A 16,804-nucleotide genomic window follows, 5' to 3' on the forward strand; every position below is an offset into this window, starting at 1 on the left:
GGAGTTTGGTGATAGCACGAGGATTTGAATGGTCTGTTGCGCAGCGCTATCTGCTTGCGCGCAAGAATGACCTTGTTATCTCCGTCACTGCCTTGTTGTCGATCACAGCCATTGCCGTTGGGGTTTGGGCCCTGATTGTTGTTATGGCGGTGATGAATGGCTTCCGGGCTGAACTGATGGATAAAATCCTCGGCTATCACGGCCACGTGCTGGTGCAGGGCTATGGCGGCAAGATCAATGACTATCAGGATATTCTGAAGGACCTGGAGCAGGTCGACGGCGTAGTGAAGCTCATGCCCTTCAGCGAATCCCAGGTCATGGTCACCAAGGAAGGGCAGGCATGGGGCGCATTGGTGCGCGGTATGCCGGACGATTATTTCACCGAAGAAAAGCTGAATGTGGCGCGCACTGTCGCGGGGAACATTGAGCAGGCGTCTGAAGTCGGCGGCGTCGTGCTTGGGATGCAGCTTGCCAACCGGCTCAGGGTTACTGCGGGCGATACCGTTACCATCGTCAGCCCGAATTCTGTTTCAACCCCTTTTGGGTCAACCCTCCGGTATCTTTCCTTTCCTGTCGCGGCCGTCGTTGAGATCGGCGTTTATCAGTTCGACGAAAGCTTTATCGGCATGCCGCTTCCGGAAGCCCAGCGGTTTTTCCGGTTGGGCGACACGGTCACCAATATTGAGCTGATGCTGACGAGCCCGGATGCAGTAGACGACATGGGGCCGACGATTGCCGAGGTGGTCGGCGGGCGTGCCTTTGTCCGGTCCTGGCGCTCGCTGAACCAAAGCCTGGTTGGTGCGCTGCAAACAGAGCGCGTTGTCATGTTCCTGGTTGTCGGATTGATAATCGTCGTGGCGGTTTTCAACATTTCCTCCAGCCTTTTCATGCTGGTGAAGGACAAATCGCCTGATATTGCCATTCTTCGGACCATGGGCGCCACGCAAGGGGCCATCAAGCGTATCTTCGTAACCGTGGGCCTGTGCGTTGCCTTGGTGGGAATCGGTGTTGGCTGTTTGCTGTCGTGGGTGACCATTGCCAACATTGAAGGCATCAAAAATTTGGTTGAGCGCATGACGGGCATGGATGTGTGGGACCCTGCTGTCCGCTTTATCTCTGGCATTCGTGCCGATGTGGACTGGTTTGAAGCTGGCCTGACCATCGGGCTTGCCGTGCTGCTGTCGCTGATCGCGGCCGTGATTCCGGCGCGGCGGGCCGCCAAGCTCGATCCTGTGGAGGTGCTTCGGTATGAGTAACGCAACAGCACCCCTCGCGCTTGAGATGACGGGCATCTGCAAGAGCTTTTTTCAGGGCCACAAGGAACTGCACGTCCTCAAGGGCATTGACCTCTCGGTAAAGCCGGGCGAGCTGGTGGCGCTTGTGGGGGCTTCCGGCTCTGGCAAAAGTACTTTGCTGCAGCTTGCTGGCCTTCTGGACAAGCCAACCTTCGGGACGATTGCCATTGCTGGCGAGCGAGTTGCTGACTTGAAGGATGATGTGCGCAGCCAGATTCGCCGATCCAAACTTGGCTTTGTTTATCAGTTCCACCACCTTCTGCCGGATTTTTCAGCCCTTGAAAACGTCCAGATGGCGCTGCGCATCGGCGGCGTTGACACGAAAACAGCCGCCAAAGAGGCTGAGGCAATTCTGGTCGAGATGGGGCTGGGCGACCGCTTGTCTCATAATCCTGCCGAGCTTTCGGGCGGCGAACAGCAGCGGGTGGCTATCGCGCGGGCGATTGTGGCCAATCCATCGCTTTTGCTGGCAGATGAGCCAACCGGAAACCTGGATGAGGAAACCGCGGGCCGCGTTTTTGAATTGTTCGTTTCCATGGTTCGGAACAGGGGGCTGGCTGCAGTGATTGCCACGCACGATCTGTCCCTTGCTGGGCAAATGGACCGGCAACTGCATCTGTCGGCAGGCGTGCTTCACGAATCTTGAGCGCGTGCGCTTTTGCGGCTACTCTACACCCCTCACTTGGGAGAGGGGGAGACAATGGAATTACTCGCAAACATGAACTGGCTTGCCGTGCTTTTGGGCGCGGTGATTTATATGGCTGTTGGCAGCATCTGGTATGGCCCCATAGCGGGCAAAGCCTGGATGGCTGAAATGGGCCTTACGGAAGAGGAAATCAAGGCATCTGGCAGTCCCGCCAAGGCAATGGCCCAAAGCTTTGTGGCCGCCTTGTTTCTGTCAGCAGGTCTTGAATTCATCCTGTCGATGCAGTCTTTCGCGGACGGCGGCTGGATGGGCGGCGTGCAGGTCGGCTTTGTCCTGTCCATCCTGATAATCGGGGGCGGCACATTTGCTAATTATGCCTTTGAGAACAAGACACTACGTCATTTTCTCATTCATATGGGCAATATCACGCTTGCAATGATGGCAATGGGCGCGATGATGGGCGTCTGGAACTAACCAAAAGGGTCTGGAGTAAGATTTTATGAGCCACGCGGGCTTTGTGCATTTGCGCGTTCACACGGCATATTCTCTCTCTGAGGGAGCGATTCATGTCAAAGACCTGGTGAAACAGTGCGTGGGGCACAAGATGCCCGCCGTGGCCATGACCGATACGGACAATATGTTCGCGGCGCTTGAGTTCTCATCATATGCGACAGACGCCGGGGTGCAGCCCATCATTGGCGTTACCCTGCATGTGAAGAACCCTTTCAAGGATCATCAGGCGAAGGGCAAGAAGACTGCCAAGCCAGACCAGCTGGTGCTGCTGGCGCAATCTGAGCTGGGCTACCAGAACCTGATGAAGCTGGTCTCAAAGGCCCACCTCGAAAGCGACCCCCAGGCTGGCGTACAGTTCCCGTTTGAAGGCTTCAAGGGCCTTACAGAGGGTATCATCTGCCTGACGGGTGGCGTGTCTGGGCCCATCGGTGCTCTACTCCTGGAGGGCAAGAAGGAAGAGGCGGACCTGTGCCTGCGGTCGTTGAAGACGCTGTTTGGCGATCGGCTTTACATGGAAATCCAGCGCCACGGCATGCCGACGGAGGAGCAGACCGAGGAAGACTTCCTTGATCTGGCTTATGACCACGATATCCCGATCGTGGCGACCAACCAGCCCTTCTTCGTCGGGCCTGACATGTATGAGCCGCACGACGCGCTTCTGTGTATGGCGGAAAGCACCTATGTGGCTGTGCAGGACCGCCGGAAGCTGAATCCGGAGTATCGCTTCAAGGAAGCTGATGAGATGATAAATCTCTTTAAAGACCTTCCAGAAGCAATTGAAAATACAATGAATATTGCACATAGATGTGCGTATAAGGTCGACAAGATCGATCCGCTTTTGCCCAACTTTACCCGCGGCCTTGACCTGTCTGAGGCCGACCTGTTGCGCCAGCAGTCCGAAGACGGCCTGCGCGAACGCCTGGATATCAAGGCCAAAGAAGAAAGCCTGACGCCTGGCAAGGACCAGGAGTGGGAAAAGGAATATTGGGACCGGTTGGATTATGAACTGGGGATTATCAACCAGATGGGGTTCCCGGGCTACTTCCTGATCGTTGCGGACTTCATCCAGTGGGCCAAGGACCACGACATTCCCGTTGGTCCAGGCCGTGGGTCCGGCGCGGGCTCGGTGGTTGCATGGGTGCTCAAGATTACCGATCTCGACCCGCTTCGCTTCTCGCTGCTGTTCGAGCGTTTCCTGAATCCGGAACGGGTATCCATGCCCGATTTTGACGTCGACTTCTGCCAGGACAAGCGGGAGAAGGTGATCCGTTATGTGCAGGACAAATATGGCTATGACCATGTGGCGCAGATCATCACCTTCGGTAAATTGCAGGCCCGGGCGGTTGTAAAGGCCTGTGGCCGGGTGATGCAGCAGCCGCACGGCCAGACAGACCGCCTGTCGAAGATGATTCCGAACGACCCTGGGAACGCCATGAGCCTGCAGGAGGCGATCGACAGCGAACCCAGGCTGCAGGCTGAGATCAACAATGACGAGCTGACCAGAAGCGTGATGGACCGGGCGTTGAAGCTCGAAGGCTTCTACGCACACTCATCCACCCACGCAGCGGGCGTGGTGATTGGTGACCGGCCACTCGATCAGCTGGTGCCGCTTTACCGCGACCCCAAATCCGATATGCCAGTTACCCAGTTCAACATGAAATGGGTGGAGCTGGCGGGCCTTGTGAAGTTTGACTTCCTCGGCCTGAAGACACTCACGGTGCTTGACCGCGCTGTTCACTATATCCGTGATCGCGGCATTGAGGTGGACCTTGCCCATGTGCCGCTTGAGGATGGTCCTGCTTATGAATTGCTCGCAAAGGGCGATACGGCTGGGGTGTTCCAGCTCGAGAGTACCGGCATGCGGTCGGTCCTGAAGGGCCTGAAGCCGGATAAGTTCGAGGATATCATCGCAATTGTGGCCCTGTACCGCCCGGGGCCCATGGAAAACATCCCAACCTATATCGACCGCAAGCACGGGCGGCTTGAGGTCGAATACCCGCATCCGATCCTTGAGGAAATCCTGGGCGAAACCTACGGCGTGATCATCTACCAGGAGCAGGTGATGCAGATCGCGCAGGTCATGTCCGGCTACAGCCTTGGTGAAGCAGACATCCTGCGGCGCGCCATGGGTAAGAAGATCAAGGAAGAGATGGACAAGCAACGGGGCCGCTTCTGTGACGGCGCTGTCGAGCGCGGCATTGACGCGGAAAAAGCCAGCTATATCTTTGATCTTGTAACGAAATTCGCAAGCTACGGCTTCAACAAATCCCACGCTGCGGCCTATGCATTGGTGGCCTATCATACGGCCTATCTGAAGGCCAACTTCCCGGTTGAGTTCATGGCGGCGATCATGACGCTGGATTTGGGGAACACAGACAAGCTCGCGGCCTTCAAGCAGGAACTGCAGCGCATGGAAGTGCCGCTGTTGCTACCTGATATCAACCGGTCCTTTGTGCCATTCGTGGTGGAAACCGTTGAAGAACCCTATTGTGACGAGGAAGACCCACGCCACAACCTGGGTGTTCGCTATGCGCTTGGCGCTATCAAGGGCGTCGGTGAAAAGGCCATGGAAAGCATCATCGAAGAGCGTGAGAAGAACGGCCTGTTCAAGGATATCTTCGATTTTGCCGAGCGCGTTGACCCCAAATATCTCAACAAACGCCAGATAGAGCGTCTGGCCTCGGCTGGCGCGTTCGATAGCCTTGAGCCCGACCGTGCAAAGGCCTATGCGGCGGCCGAGATGGTCATGCGCGTGGCCCAGATGGAAGCCAAGGAACGCGAAAGCGACCAGGTCAGCCTGTTTGGCGGGGAAATGGCCAAGAGCGTGGATCGCCCAAGCCTGCCGCAGGTCAGAAGCTGGACGGACACTGAAGCCCTTGAGTATGAGAAAAACGCGGTCGGTTTCTATATTTCAGCCCACCCACTGGATACATACGACACGATCCTGCAGCGCGAACGCATCATTCCCGCTAAGGAGGTCTATACCGACCCAGGTCTTATTGGCCAGACGGTTCGGATGGCAGGCGCAATTGCAGGCTACCGCGAGGGCAATACCAAGCGCGGCAGCAAATTTGGCCGCCTGACCCTGTCTGACCGCTCGGACGCCTTTGAGATCATGGCATTCGAAGATGACCTGGACGCCATCCGCGCAAGGGTGGAAGAGGGGTCCCCTGTGGTGGTGTCCGTCCAGATCAGAAAGCGGGATGATGACGACAGCATCGGCCTCTCGTGTCGCGGTATTGAAAGCCTGGAGCATGTGGCTTCGCAGTCTTCCAAGGGGCTGTTTGTTGAGGTGGAATCGGAAAAGGCCTTTACCGGCATCAAAGCCGCCCTAGATCGTAAAGCAGGCGGCAAAGGCCGCGTGACCATGCGGGTGCCGGTGGCTGATAACAGTCGCTATGCCGAATTCAAGCTGCCGGGGCGCTTCAAGGTGACGCCGGAACTGAAACAGGCTGTTGCCGCTGAAATGGGTGTTCTGTCCGTAGAGGAAGTATAACTTGGACCATAGCCGCAAGATCGCTTTTCCCAAACCAGCCTCGTCCATCATGGTGATCCGTGACGGGCAGGGCGGCTTGGAAGTCCTGATGATCGAGCGGGCTAAAACCATGAAGTTCGCACCCGGCGCTTTTGTGTTCCCCGGCGGCAAGGTCGACAAGGCCGACATGCAGGGTTGGCGCTGGCAGGGCATCACCACCGGCCGCAGCGCCATGCGCGATTTCCCTTACCGGGTTGCGGCGCTCAGGGAGTTATACGAGGAAGCCGGTATCCTGCTGACTGACAAGTCACCGAAACGGACCCTTGCGAACGCAACCCCGTTTGCGAGCATGGTGCGCATGGCCGGCGTCAAGCTTGATATCCTAAATATGGTGCCGTTCGCCCACTGGGTTACGCCGGAACCTATGCCGCGCCGGTTCGACACACACTTCTATCTGGCGCCCCATAACGGTGATACAGCGCTGCATGATGGCAATGAGGCCATTTCCTTCCGTTGGGTGAACCCCCGGCGCATTCTTGATGACTGGGAAAACGACCGTATTCCGCTGATGTTTCCGACACGCCTTAATCTGATGAAACTGGCGCGCGCCACAACCGTGAATGAAGCGCTTCGGCAGGCCCGGCGAGCCAGGGTTATCCGTACTTTGCCTGTGGTTCATATGGGCCAGGCGGGCGTAAAACTGACCATCGATCCGGCAACCGGCTTCGGCGTTACGGCGGCCACGCCGAAAGAACTTTCCGTTGAAGCGAGCGGAATAGCAAAAAAAGCTTGATCTACCCCCATTAAAGGCCTATACGACGCGCGACTTCACACGTGGGTGAAGGCTTCCTGCTGTGTTGGCAGGCCGCCATCCGGTGTTTCGGGAAATGGTTTTCCGATACGCACGCCCACGGAGGCTTAACCGGAAAAGGAGTAGTATTATGGCGATGCCAGTAGTCGACATGCGCGCCCTCTTGGAAGCAGGCGTACACTTTGGTCACCAGACCCACCGTTGGAACCCGAAAATGGCGCCGTTTATCTTCGGCGAGCGTAACGGCGTTCACATCATTGACCTGTCCCAAACAGTTCCATACTTCCAGCGTGCTCTGCAGGCTGTTCGTGACGTAGTTGCCGGCGGCGGCCGCGTTCTGTTCGTTGGTACAAAGCGTCAAGCATCCCCAATCATTGCTGAAGCTGCAAAGCGTTGCGGCCAGTACTATGTAAACCACCGTTGGCTCGGCGGCATGATGACCAACTGGCAGACCATCAGCCAGTCCATCAAGCGCCTGAAGCAGCTCAACGAGCAACTCGGTCAAGAGCACACTGGTCTGACCAAGAAAGAAACTCTGCAGCTGACGCGCCTGCGCGACAAGCTCGAGCTTTCCCTGGGCGGTATCCAGGACATGGGCGGTCTGCCAGACATTATTGTTGCTGTGGACGTAATCGGTGACGACCTCGCGATTGCTGAAGCCAACCGTCTGCACATCCCTGTTGTTGGCGTTATCGACACCAACTCCAAGCCAGAAGGTGTTGATTACCCAATCCCAGGCAACGACGACGCGACCCGTGCGCTGCGTCTGTACTGCGACCTGCTTGCTGAAGCAGCTCTGGACGGTATTCAGGCTGAACTGGCTGCTCAAGGCGTTGACCTTGGTGCTCAGGCCGCTCCAGTTGAAGAAGCTGTGGCTGAAACTGAAGTTGAAGCTGCACCAGCTGAAGAAGCTGCTGCTGAAGCTCCAGCTGAAGAGAAGAAGCCAGCGAAAAAAGCTGCTGCAAAGAAGGCTCCTGCGAAGAAAGCTGCGCCTAAGAAAGCTGCAAAAGCTGCTGACGCCGACAAGGCTGAGTAACACTTTTCATAGCGGGCTCCCGAAAGTCTCGGCTTTCGGGGGCTTCCTCATATCTACACTTTAGATCTCCACAGATCGTAAGGGGAATTCCGATGGCACAAATTACTGCCGCACTTGTAAAAGAACTGCGTGAGACTTCCGGCGCAGGCATGATGGATTGTAAAAAAGCGCTTGCAGAAACAGACGGCAACCTTGAAGCCGCTGTTGACTGGCTGCGCACCAAAGGTCTTGCTGCTGCTGCGAAGAAATCCGGCCGCGTTGCTGCTGAAGGCCTTGTTGGCGTTAAAGCGGCTGGCACCAAAGCCGCTGTAATCGAAATCAACTCCGAAACTGACTTCGTTGCCCGCAACGAGAAATTCCAGAAGTTCGTTGGCGACCTGGCTGGCGTTGCTCTGGAAGTTGGTACCGATGTTGAAGCAATTGCTGCTGCAACCTACCCAGGTTCCTCCAAGCCAGTTTCTGAAGTCCTGACCGACAATATCGCAACCATCGGCGAGAACATGACTATCCGTCGTGCCGCTGTTGCTGAAGTTGAAAGCGGCCTTGTTGCTTCTTACATCCACAGCGCTGTTGCTGATGGCATGGGCAAAATCGCCGTTCTGGTTGCCCTGAAATCCGACGCTGGTGAAGACGTTCTGGCGCCTCTGGGCAAACAGCTTGCAATGCACATTGCCGCTGCCAACCCGGCGTCCCTGTCTGAAGCTGACCTGGACCAGGAAATCGTAGAGCGCGAGAAGCAGGTACAGATCGAGAAAGCCAAGGAATCCGGCAAGCCAATGGAAATCATCGAGAAGATGATCGTTGGCCGTATGCGCAAGTTCCTTGAGGAAATCGTTCTTCTGAAACAGACGTTCGTTATCGACGGCGAAAGCAAGATCGAAGACGTAATTGCAAAAGCTGCGAAAGACGCTGGCACTGCAATTGAACTCGTAAGCTTCGTACGCATGGAAATGGGCGAAGGTCTCGAGAAGAAAGAAGACGACTTCGCTGCGGAAGTGGCTGCTGCTGCAGGCGTTTAAGACTCACCGCCAAAGAGTTGAAAAGCCCAGGAGGTTTCTCCTGGGCTTTTTTATGAGGTATTCCGCCACCCAAGTGCGGCGTTGAAGCCAAGCGCATTTTTATTTAAAACTTCGGTAGCCTTGTCCCGCCCAAGCGGATAAGCTGCTGCGGGCAAGAATAAACACCAGATTTCAAGGTGTAAGGGGAGATACTGGCTGATGTCCAATGAGCCAAGATTTAAACGTGTATTGCTGAAACTTTCGGGCGAAGCGCTGATGGGCGACGGCAGTTATGGGATCGATCCTGTAACGGCTAACCGGGTGTCCCAGGAAATTAAACGCGCCCGGGAAATCGGCACCGAAGTATGCGTGGTTGTCGGTGGCGGCAACATCTTCCGCGGCATCAAGGGTGCTGCAGAAGGCCTTGACCGGTCCACAGCGGACCATATGGGCATGCTGGCCACGGTCATGAACGCGCTGGCGCTTCAGAATGCGCTCGAGAAGGTGGGCGTGGACACACGGGTACTGTCTGCCATTCCGATGGCCAGTGTGAGCGAGCCCTATATCCGCCGCCGGGCGATCCGCCACCTGGAAAAGGGGCGCGTGGTTATCTTCGCAGCCGGTACAGGCAACCCATTCTTTACAACGGACACCGCCGCAGCCCTACGGGCAGCTGAGATGAACTGTAATGCGCTTCTGAAGGGCACACAGGTTGATGGTGTCTATAACGCGGATCCGAAAAAAGACCCGTCGGCTGTCCGCTATGAGCACCTGTCCTACATGGATGTGCTGCGGCAGGACCTGAAAGTCATGGACGCATCGGCGATTTCGCTGAGCCGCGAAAACAATATTCCAATTGTTGTCTTTTCTATTCAAACGCAAGATGAGCTGGTGAAGGTCCTTCAGGGCGAAGGAACCTGCACAATCGTGGGTGAGGAATAAACATGAGTGACGAAGAACTTGATCTGAACGATATCGAACGCCGCATGAAGGGGGCTGTTGAGGCGCTGAAGCATGAATATGCTGGCCTGCGCTCCGGTCGGGCAACAACCAGCCTGCTGGACCCGGTAACGGTGGATGTATATGGCGCCAACATGCCGCTGAACCAGGTGGGAACTGTTGGTGTGCCCGAGCCACGCATGCTGTCGGTCCAGGTCTGGGATAAAAGCAATGTGTCAGCCGTTGAGAAGGCAATTCGCAACTCTGGCCTTGGCCTGAACCCGATGATCGATGGTCAGTTGGTTCGCATTCCAATTCCTGAGCTCAATGAAGAGCGTCGGGCGGAGCTGGCCAAGGTTGCTGCGAAATACGCCGAGACGGGCCGTATCGCAATCCGCAACGTGCGCCGCGACGGCATGGATCAGCTGAAGAAGATGGAAAAAGACAAATCCATCAGCGAAGACGATCACAAGATGTATGCCGACGAAGTTCAGGAGCTGACCAACAAGTTCGTTGGTGAAGTGGACGAACTTCTGCAGGCCAAAGAAAAAGAAATCATGCAGGTCTAACATGGTAGCTCAGGCCCAGCCTATCGAAGAGGCGCCCGCTGCGGCGCCTCCAAAACATGTTGCCATCATTATGGATGGCAACGGCCGATGGGCGGCGCAAAAAGGCAAGCCACGGTCTGCAGGCCACCGGCGGGGGGCGGAAGCCGTTCGCGAGGCCATTGAAGGTGCCCTGGATCTGGGTATCGGGTATCTGACGCTATACGCTTTTTCATCTGAAAACTGGAACCGCCCAGAAGACGAAGTGCGGGATTTGATGGGGCTTTTGAAGCTGTATCTGAACCGCGAAGTCAAGACCATGCACAAGCAGAAGGTTCGCCTGCGTGTCATAGGCCGCCGTGACAAGCTTTCTGCTGACATCCAGAAAATGATCGAGCGGGCCGAGGATCTGACTGCCGAGAATGACAGGATGACGCTTGTGATTGCGCTCAGCTACGGCAGCCGGGATGAAATCCTGGATGCGGCGCAAAAGCTGGCCCGCAGGGTCGCAAGTGGTGAGATGGCAGCGGAAGAAATTACAGAATCTGTTTTTGAGAATGCCCTGACAACGCACGGCCTCCCAGACCCGGACCTGATCATCCGCACCAGCGGTGAACAGCGCTTGTCCAATTTCCTTTTGTGGCAGGCAGCGTATTCGGAGTTCCTGTTTCTGGATCTCTTGTGGCCGGATTTCACCAAAGAGGCATTCGCTGAGGCTGTGTCCGATTTTCATAACCGCGACCGCCGATTTGGTGTGCGCCCATAAAGAATAGGGTGCCCGTATGCCTCTTGGGATTTCAGATAATTTATTCAAGCGCATCGTGTCGGCCGTGCTGCTGCTGCCTGTGGTGCTTTGGCCGATATATGTCGGCGGTTGGTGGTTTGCTGCTCTTCTGGCTCTGGGCGGCGCCCTGATGATCATTGAATGGTGCGACCTGACCAAGATTGAACCCCGGTTGTTGCACGGTCTGTCTGCTGTCCTGATGGCAACCGTCGTACCTCTTTTGCTCGTGACCGGATTTGACACTGCCGCCTTGTTGATTGGCGCCCTGGTAGGCCTTTCCCTTGTCGGTGGCCTGCTGGTCAGGGTTGAGCGCACGCTGGGCTGGTGGCTTACGGGCTTGGGGTATGTGGCGCTGCCGCTTGTGGCGCTGTTTTATGTGCGCGAGGCCAGTGCTTTGGTAGTTTTCTGGGTGTTTCTGGTGGTTTGGGCGACCGACGTTGGCGGCTATTTTGCCGGTAAAGGCATTGGCGGGCCGAAGCTCGCACCGAAGATCAGCCCAAAGAAGACCTGGGCAGGCCTTTTGGGCGGTATGGGGCTTAGCGCGGTTGTCAGCGTTGCCTTTGCGGCCATCTTTGACTTTGAGAGCAGCTATTGGTGGATTGCCGGGCTTCTGGCGGCCTGGGCCCAGGTCGGAGACTTGCTTGAAAGTGGTATCAAGCGTTCCTTCGGGGTCAAGGACTCTGGTGGTTTGATCCCTGGGCATGGCGGCTTGCTTGACCGGGTGGACGGCCTTGTGTTCGTCGCCCCTGCTGTCGCGGTCTTGATGGCTTATCAGCCCTTATTCGGTTTTGAGTTATAGTGATGAGCGACACAGTGAAAAAAAGCGTAACGGTTTTGGGCGCGACCGGGTCGGTGGGCCAAAGCACGCTTGACTTGATTTCAAGAAATCCAAATAAATTCAATATTATAGCGCTTACTGCTTATAGTCGAGTTGAAGAGTTGGCCAAGTCGGCAATTGCTTTCAAGGCCCAGCTTGCGGTCATCGGCGATGAAAGCAAACTGCTGGTACTCAAGGATCTGCTTGAGGGCACCGGTGTAGAGGCAGCCGCAGGCGAGGAGGCTTTGATTGATGCCGCCGCGCGACCGTCGGACATTGTGATGGCTGCCATTGTTGGCGCTGCAGGCCTTCGGCCCACTATGGCGGCTGTCAGGCGCGGGGCGACGGTGGCGCTTGCCAACAAGGAATGCCTGGTGTGTGCCGGTGATCTGCTGATGACAGAGGTTGCAGAACATGGTGCGACGCTTTTGCCGGTGGATTCCGAACATAACGCGATCTACCAGGTTTTCGACTTCGGTGCCGCCAAGTCAGTTGACCGCCTGATCCTGACTGCGTCGGGTGGCCCATTCCTGGGCCGGAGCCGGGCAGACCTCATGGGTGTTACGCCGGCGCAGGCCGTGGCACACCCCAATTGGGACATGGGCGCCAAGATATCAGTCGATTCCGCGACCATGATGAACAAGGGTCTCGAGGTGATTGAGGCTTTCCACCTTTTTCCAGTCACCAAGGACCAGATCGAGGTATTGGTGCACCCGCAATCAGTGATCCATTCAATGGTCGAATACCATGACGGCAGTGTGCTGGCCCAGCTTGGCTCACCTGACATGCGTACGCCGATCGCCTATAGCCTTGCATGGCCTGAGCGGATGGAAGCGCCGGTAAAGCGTCTATCGCTTGCAGAGATCGGATCGCTTACCTTCCAGGCACCGGATTATGAGGCATTCCGCTGCCTTGCGCTGGCCAAAGAAGCGCTTGACGCGGGTGGGGCAGCCCCGGCAGTGTTGAACGCCGCAAATGAGATTGCTGTGGAGGGGTTCCTGAAAGGCCAGATTGGCTTTATGGATATCCCATCACTTGTAGAGGAAACTCTTGCCCAAACTGACATGAAAGCGCCACAATCGCTGACGAATGTGTTTGAAATCGATCAAGAGGCACGGCGCATAGCCGGGCTACAGTTGGCAAGCCGGAAGAAGTAAGGATTACTCTATGGAGACGGAAGGCCCAGGACTGTTTTTCACCATCGCTGCCTTTATCGGGGGCTTCAGCCTGCTCGTGTTTATCCATGAGTGGGGCCACTATATTGTGGGCCGGATTTTCGGCGTGAAGATCGAGACTTTCTCGATTGGCATGGGCAAGGAACTGATAGGGCGGACCGATAAACGGGGCACCCGTTGGAAGTTCAGCGCGATTCCGCTTGGTGGGTACGTGAAATTCTATGGCGACGCCTCTGCAGCCAGCAACCCCGGCGATATTCCCGAAGGCATGACGGATGAAGAAAAGGCGGTTTGCTACCACTTCAAGCCACTCTGGCAGCGGGCCCTGATTGTGTTTGCTGGCCCCGCAGTCAATTTGATCGCAGCATGGATGGTGTTCTCGGGCCTCGTTTACATGAACGGTATGGTGGTCACTGACCCAGTTGTTGTAACTGTGTCGGAAAACTCTGGAGCCTCTGAGGCCGGGGTTCAGAGCCGCGACAGAATCTTGGAAATCGACGGGACTGAAGTTGAGCGCTTCGACGATATTGCGCGTATCATTCGCCTGCATCCTGGTCAGCGCCTCGAGATGATTGTTGAGCGGGATGGCCAGGAGACTGTTCTTTACCCGGTCATTGGTATCGAGTATTTCGTTGACCGATTTGATAACCAATATCCATACGGCTTGTTGGGGGTCAGCAATTACAGTGAAGAGGGTGGGACACCCTACACGCGCCGGATCGAAGACCCGGGCATGTTTCTCTCGCTTCATGAGGGTGGTCGCCGTCTGGTGGGTACGACCAAATCCATGTTCACAACGCTGGGGCAGATGCTCTTGGGTGTTCGCTCGATGAAAGAACTTGGGGGCATTCCGCGGATTGCCAATGCGCTTGGGGAAGCAGCGCATGCAAGTGTTGAGTATTTTGTCTGGATGCTGGCGATGCTGTCGCTCAATTTGGGCATTATCAATCTGTTACCGATTCCCGTGCTGGACGGGGGCCATCTTCTCTACTATGGCCTTGAAGCACTTAAGGGTTCTCCCATCAGCAAGAAGGCTCAGGAAGCCGGTTTTGTGGCGGGATTTGCCTTAATGTTGATTTTTATGCTGCTTGTCACACTGAATGACTTGCAATCCATGGCGCTCTAGGCCAATTTCACCGCCATTGTCGCTAAAAAAATATGAATGGGCAGGAATAAGTTGCGTTTTTTTAAGATGTGCGTGATGTGGCGCTTTATTGTAGCGCTATCGATCGGGGGAGCTTCGCTAACAGGGCCAGCAATGGCACAGCAGCCAGCTGCTCAACAGGCTCCTATTATTCGTCAGATCAGTGTGATCGGCAACGAACGGGTTGAGCCGGAGACCATTGCGTCTTACCTGGCTGTTCAGCCTGGGCAGCCGTTTGACCCTGAAAGGCTTGATATCAGTCTGAAGAACCTGTTTGCGACAGGCTTGTTCTCGGACGTTGAGCTTTCTGAAAACCAGGGTGCCCTGATTGTCCGCGTGGTTGAGAACCCAATCATCAACCGTATTATCTTTGAAGGAAACAAACGCCTTGATCGCGATGAACTGATTGAAGAGGCGCGCTTGCGCCCACGTCAGGTCTTTACCCGCGCCAAGGTGCGTGCCGATGTTCAGCGGATGCTGGAGCTGTATCGGCGGTCCGGTCGTTTTGCCGCCATCATCGAACCTAAGGTGGTGCAGCTGGAACAGAACCGTGTTGACCTGCTTTATGAAATCCAGGAAGGCCCGAAGACCAAAGTTAGCCGCATCAACTTCATCGGTAACAAAGTGTTCAGTGATGGCGATCTGCGCGACGTTCTGGCGACTAAAGAATCCCGCTGGTGGAAAATCTTTACCTCAAACGACACATTTGATCCGGACCGTTTGGCCTATGACCAACAGGTGCTGCGTCAGCATTATCTGAATGAAGGTTTTGCAGACTTCCGGACCGTTTCCGCGATTTCCGAGCTGACACCTGATCGGGAAGACTTCTTCATTACCTTCACGGTGGAAGAAGGTGAAGTCTACGAATTCGGTACCATCGACGTGGAAAGTGAAATTCGCGACGTGGACGCCAGCCTGTTCCGTGCATTCCTGCTGATGCGCGAAGGCATGACATATAACGCCGAAGCAATTGAGAAAACCGTAGAATCGCTATCCAACGCTGCCGGCCTCTTGGGCTATGCCTTTGTGGACGTAAGGCCACAGATCAGCCGCGACCGTGAGGCACGCAAGATCAACATCACCTTCCGCGTGCTTGATGCACCGCGGGTTTATGTTGAACGGATCAATATCGGCGGAAACGTGGTGACGCTCGACCGTGTAATTCGTCGGGAATTCCGCCTTCAGGAAGGTGATGCCTTCAACTCTGCGCTCGTTAGCCGTTCCGAGACGCGTTTGAAGCGTCTTGATTTCTTCCGCGAGGTTACGATCGATCAGATCCAGGGATCTGAGCCGGACCGCATGGTGCTGGATGTGACAGTAGAAGAGCAGGCAACGGGGCAATTGAATCTGGGTGCCGGCTTCTCGAGCCTCGAGAACTTCATTTTCGACTTCTCGATCCAGCAACGCAACTTCCGTGGTATGGCGCAGGATCTACGTCTGGGGCTGCGCCTTTCCGGAACACGTCAGGAAATCGATCTTGGCTTTACAGAGCCGTATTTCCTTGGCCGCCGCGTGGCCGCAGGCTTCGATATCTTCGCCCGTAAAGTAGACTCCAGCTCGTTTGGCTCGTTCTTCGATACCAAATCACTGGGCTTCTCTTTGCGCGCTGGTATGGCGGTTAGCGAATATTGGACACTGTCCACTCGCTACACACTGCGTCGCGACAATGTCAGCATCCTGGATGGCTTCCTCAACAGCTTCTTCCAGAATTTCTACAATGTTCGCACAACCGACGGTGTGACTGACGAAGATGAGATCACGCGTCGTGTTGGCCTGTATGATGTAAACGGCGATGGCGCTGTAACACTGGCTGACTTCGATACTGATGGTAGTGGCGTGTCAAGCATCTCAGACCTCAGCGTCGACGAGCGTTCTGTCGCCCTGAGCCGTGGTATTCAGGATTCGCTTGGTAACCGCTATCAGTCGATCCTAGGCTATACACTCGGTTTCAACACGCTCAACAGTGTCATCCGCCCAACACGCGGTCACAGCTTCTACTTCAGCCAGGACTTTGCTGGCCTGGGTGGCGATGTGCGGTATCTGCGTTCGTCGATCAACTTCGACAATTACTGGACGCCGTGGCAGGGCTGGACCTTCCGTATTGGCGGCGAGACCGGCATCATTCATGGCCTTGGCCAGGACATTCGTTTGTCGGACAAGTTCTTTATCGGTGGGCCGCGTATCCGCGGTTTCGATACAGCCGGTATGGGGCCGCGTGACTTCAGCAGCGAACAGTCGCTGGGTGGTACGGCCTACTATATTGGCCGTGGCGAACTTTTCTTCCCGCTAGGGGACGCAGCACTTGAATCCGGTATTCAGGCATCGGCCTTTGTCGATGTTGGCTCCTTGTTCCGCGCACAAGAAGACGAGCTGCTGGAATGTACCTTCTCGCAGGCTGATTTTGATGCGGCAGAGGCTGACAGCAATCTCTCCAGCCTGAACACAAACTGTCTTTCGGGTAACTCGCCTGCACCACGGATTTCCGTGGGGATTGGCTTCTCCTGGCAGTCGCCATTCGGACCTTTCCGGATCGATCTGTCGAAGACATTGAAAAAACAATTGGGCGACCGCACGCAGACGCTGCAGTTTAACGTCGGGACCGCCTTCTAAGGGTGAAACTAGGGAA

Annotated in this window: 14 protein-coding genes; all 14 read left to right on the forward strand. The window is 55.8% G+C overall.

What is annotated here, in order from left to right; translation table 11 throughout:
• Positions 1–8: 8 nt before the first annotated feature.
• The 14 genes from KORLAC_RS10005 to bamA all read left to right on the forward strand — a co-directional run bounded on the left by KORLAC_RS10005 (position 9) and on the right by bamA (position 16,788).
• Positions 9–1,256 (forward strand): lipoprotein-releasing ABC transporter permease subunit, encoded by a 1,248-nt coding sequence (locus KORLAC_RS10005; protein ID WP_068306056.1) that lies wholly within the window; start codon positions 9–11, stop codon positions 1,254–1,256.
• Positions 1,249–1,941 (forward strand): ABC transporter ATP-binding protein, encoded by a 693-nt coding sequence (locus KORLAC_RS10010; protein WP_068306060.1) that lies wholly within the window; start codon positions 1,249–1,251, stop codon positions 1,939–1,941. The genes KORLAC_RS10005 and KORLAC_RS10010 overlap by 8 nt, the downstream gene beginning before the upstream one ends.
• 54 nt (positions 1,942–1,995) lie before the next feature.
• Positions 1,996–2,415, forward strand: a complete 420-nt coding sequence (locus tag KORLAC_RS10015; RefSeq protein ID WP_068306063.1) for a DUF1761 domain-containing protein — start codon at positions 1,996–1,998, stop codon at positions 2,413–2,415.
• Positions 2,416–2,440: 25 nt separating this feature from the next.
• Positions 2,441–5,950, forward strand: a complete 3,510-nt coding sequence (gene dnaE, locus KORLAC_RS10020; RefSeq protein WP_068306067.1) for a DNA polymerase III subunit alpha — start codon at positions 2,441–2,443, stop codon at positions 5,948–5,950.
• Between the two features lies 1 nt (position 5,951).
• Positions 5,952–6,722 (forward strand): NUDIX hydrolase, encoded by a 771-nt coding sequence (locus tag KORLAC_RS10025; protein ID WP_068306071.1) that lies wholly within the window; start codon positions 5,952–5,954, stop codon positions 6,720–6,722.
• 148 nt (positions 6,723–6,870) lie between these two features.
• Positions 6,871–7,776 carry a 30S ribosomal protein S2 gene (gene rpsB / locus KORLAC_RS10030; protein ID WP_074519314.1) on the forward strand — a complete coding sequence of 302 codons (906 nt, stop codon included), beginning with the start codon at positions 6,871–6,873 and terminating at the stop codon, positions 7,774–7,776.
• A 92-nt stretch (positions 7,777–7,868) separates the two neighbouring features.
• Positions 7,869–8,795, forward strand: coding sequence for a translation elongation factor Ts (tsf, locus tag KORLAC_RS10035; RefSeq protein ID WP_068306073.1), 927 nt, complete (start codon positions 7,869–7,871; stop codon positions 8,793–8,795).
• Between the two features lie 198 nt (positions 8,796–8,993).
• Positions 8,994–9,716, forward strand: a complete 723-nt coding sequence (gene pyrH, locus KORLAC_RS10040; RefSeq protein ID WP_068306076.1) for a UMP kinase — start codon at positions 8,994–8,996, stop codon at positions 9,714–9,716.
• Between the two features lie 2 nt (positions 9,717–9,718).
• The gene (gene frr / locus KORLAC_RS10045) at positions 9,719–10,282 is read left to right on the forward strand and encodes a ribosome recycling factor (protein WP_068306080.1); all 564 of its coding nucleotides are present in this window, start codon (positions 9,719–9,721) and stop codon (positions 10,280–10,282) included.
• Between the two features lies 1 nt (position 10,283).
• The gene (locus KORLAC_RS10050) at positions 10,284–11,024 is read left to right on the forward strand and encodes an isoprenyl transferase (RefSeq protein ID WP_068306083.1); all 741 of its coding nucleotides are present in this window, start codon (positions 10,284–10,286) and stop codon (positions 11,022–11,024) included.
• 16 nt (positions 11,025–11,040) lie between these two features.
• Positions 11,041–11,841 (forward strand): phosphatidate cytidylyltransferase, encoded by an 801-nt coding sequence (locus tag KORLAC_RS10055; protein ID WP_068306086.1) that lies wholly within the window; start codon positions 11,041–11,043, stop codon positions 11,839–11,841.
• A 2-nt stretch (positions 11,842–11,843) separates the two neighbouring features.
• A complete protein-coding gene (locus tag KORLAC_RS10060; protein WP_068306089.1) occupies positions 11,844–13,016 on the forward strand; it encodes a 1-deoxy-D-xylulose-5-phosphate reductoisomerase in 1,173 nt (390 codons plus the stop codon).
• A 10-nt stretch (positions 13,017–13,026) separates the two neighbouring features.
• Entirely contained in the window at positions 13,027–14,160 is a 1,134-nt protein-coding gene (locus KORLAC_RS10065) for a M50 family metallopeptidase (protein ID WP_068306092.1), read from the forward strand.
• Between the two features lie 132 nt (positions 14,161–14,292).
• Entirely contained in the window at positions 14,293–16,788 is a 2,496-nt protein-coding gene (gene bamA, locus KORLAC_RS10070; protein WP_068306095.1) for an outer membrane protein assembly factor BamA, read from the forward strand.
• The last annotated feature ends 16 nt before the right edge of the window (positions 16,789–16,804 follow it).

This window comes from Kordiimonas lacus (genome assembly GCF_001550055.1).
Lineage (GTDB): Bacteria > Pseudomonadota > Alphaproteobacteria > Sphingomonadales > Kordiimonadaceae > Kordiimonas > Kordiimonas lacus.

What these genes read in the sequence shown, in the direction of transcription:
- tsf (WP_068306073.1), top strand. Translation starts at nt 7,869, where the DNA reads ATGGCACAAATTACTGCCGCACTTGTAAAAGAACTGCGTGAGACTTCC.
- dnaE (WP_068306067.1), top strand. Translation starts at nt 2,441, where the DNA reads ATGAGCCACGCGGGCTTTGTGCATTTGCGCGTTCACACGGCATATTCT.
- KORLAC_RS10055 (WP_068306086.1), top strand. Translation starts at nt 11,041, where the DNA reads ATGCCTCTTGGGATTTCAGATAATTTATTCAAGCGCATCGTGTCGGCC.
- KORLAC_RS10010 (WP_068306060.1), top strand. Translation starts at nt 1,249, where the DNA reads ATGAGTAACGCAACAGCACCCCTCGCGCTTGAGATGACGGGCATCTGC.
- rpsB (WP_074519314.1), top strand. Translation starts at nt 6,871, where the DNA reads ATGGCGATGCCAGTAGTCGACATGCGCGCCCTCTTGGAAGCAGGCGTA.
- frr (WP_068306080.1), top strand. Translation starts at nt 9,719, where the DNA reads ATGAGTGACGAAGAACTTGATCTGAACGATATCGAACGCCGCATGAAG.
- pyrH (WP_068306076.1), top strand. Translation starts at nt 8,994, where the DNA reads ATGTCCAATGAGCCAAGATTTAAACGTGTATTGCTGAAACTTTCGGGC.
- KORLAC_RS10060 (WP_068306089.1), top strand. Translation starts at nt 11,844, where the DNA reads ATGAGCGACACAGTGAAAAAAAGCGTAACGGTTTTGGGCGCGACCGGG.
- KORLAC_RS10015 (WP_068306063.1), top strand. Translation starts at nt 1,996, where the DNA reads ATGGAATTACTCGCAAACATGAACTGGCTTGCCGTGCTTTTGGGCGCG.
- bamA (WP_068306095.1), top strand. Translation starts at nt 14,293, where the DNA reads ATGGCACAGCAGCCAGCTGCTCAACAGGCTCCTATTATTCGTCAGATC.
- KORLAC_RS10065 (WP_068306092.1), top strand. Translation starts at nt 13,027, where the DNA reads ATGGAGACGGAAGGCCCAGGACTGTTTTTCACCATCGCTGCCTTTATC.
- KORLAC_RS10050 (WP_068306083.1), top strand. Translation starts at nt 10,284, where the DNA reads ATGGTAGCTCAGGCCCAGCCTATCGAAGAGGCGCCCGCTGCGGCGCCT.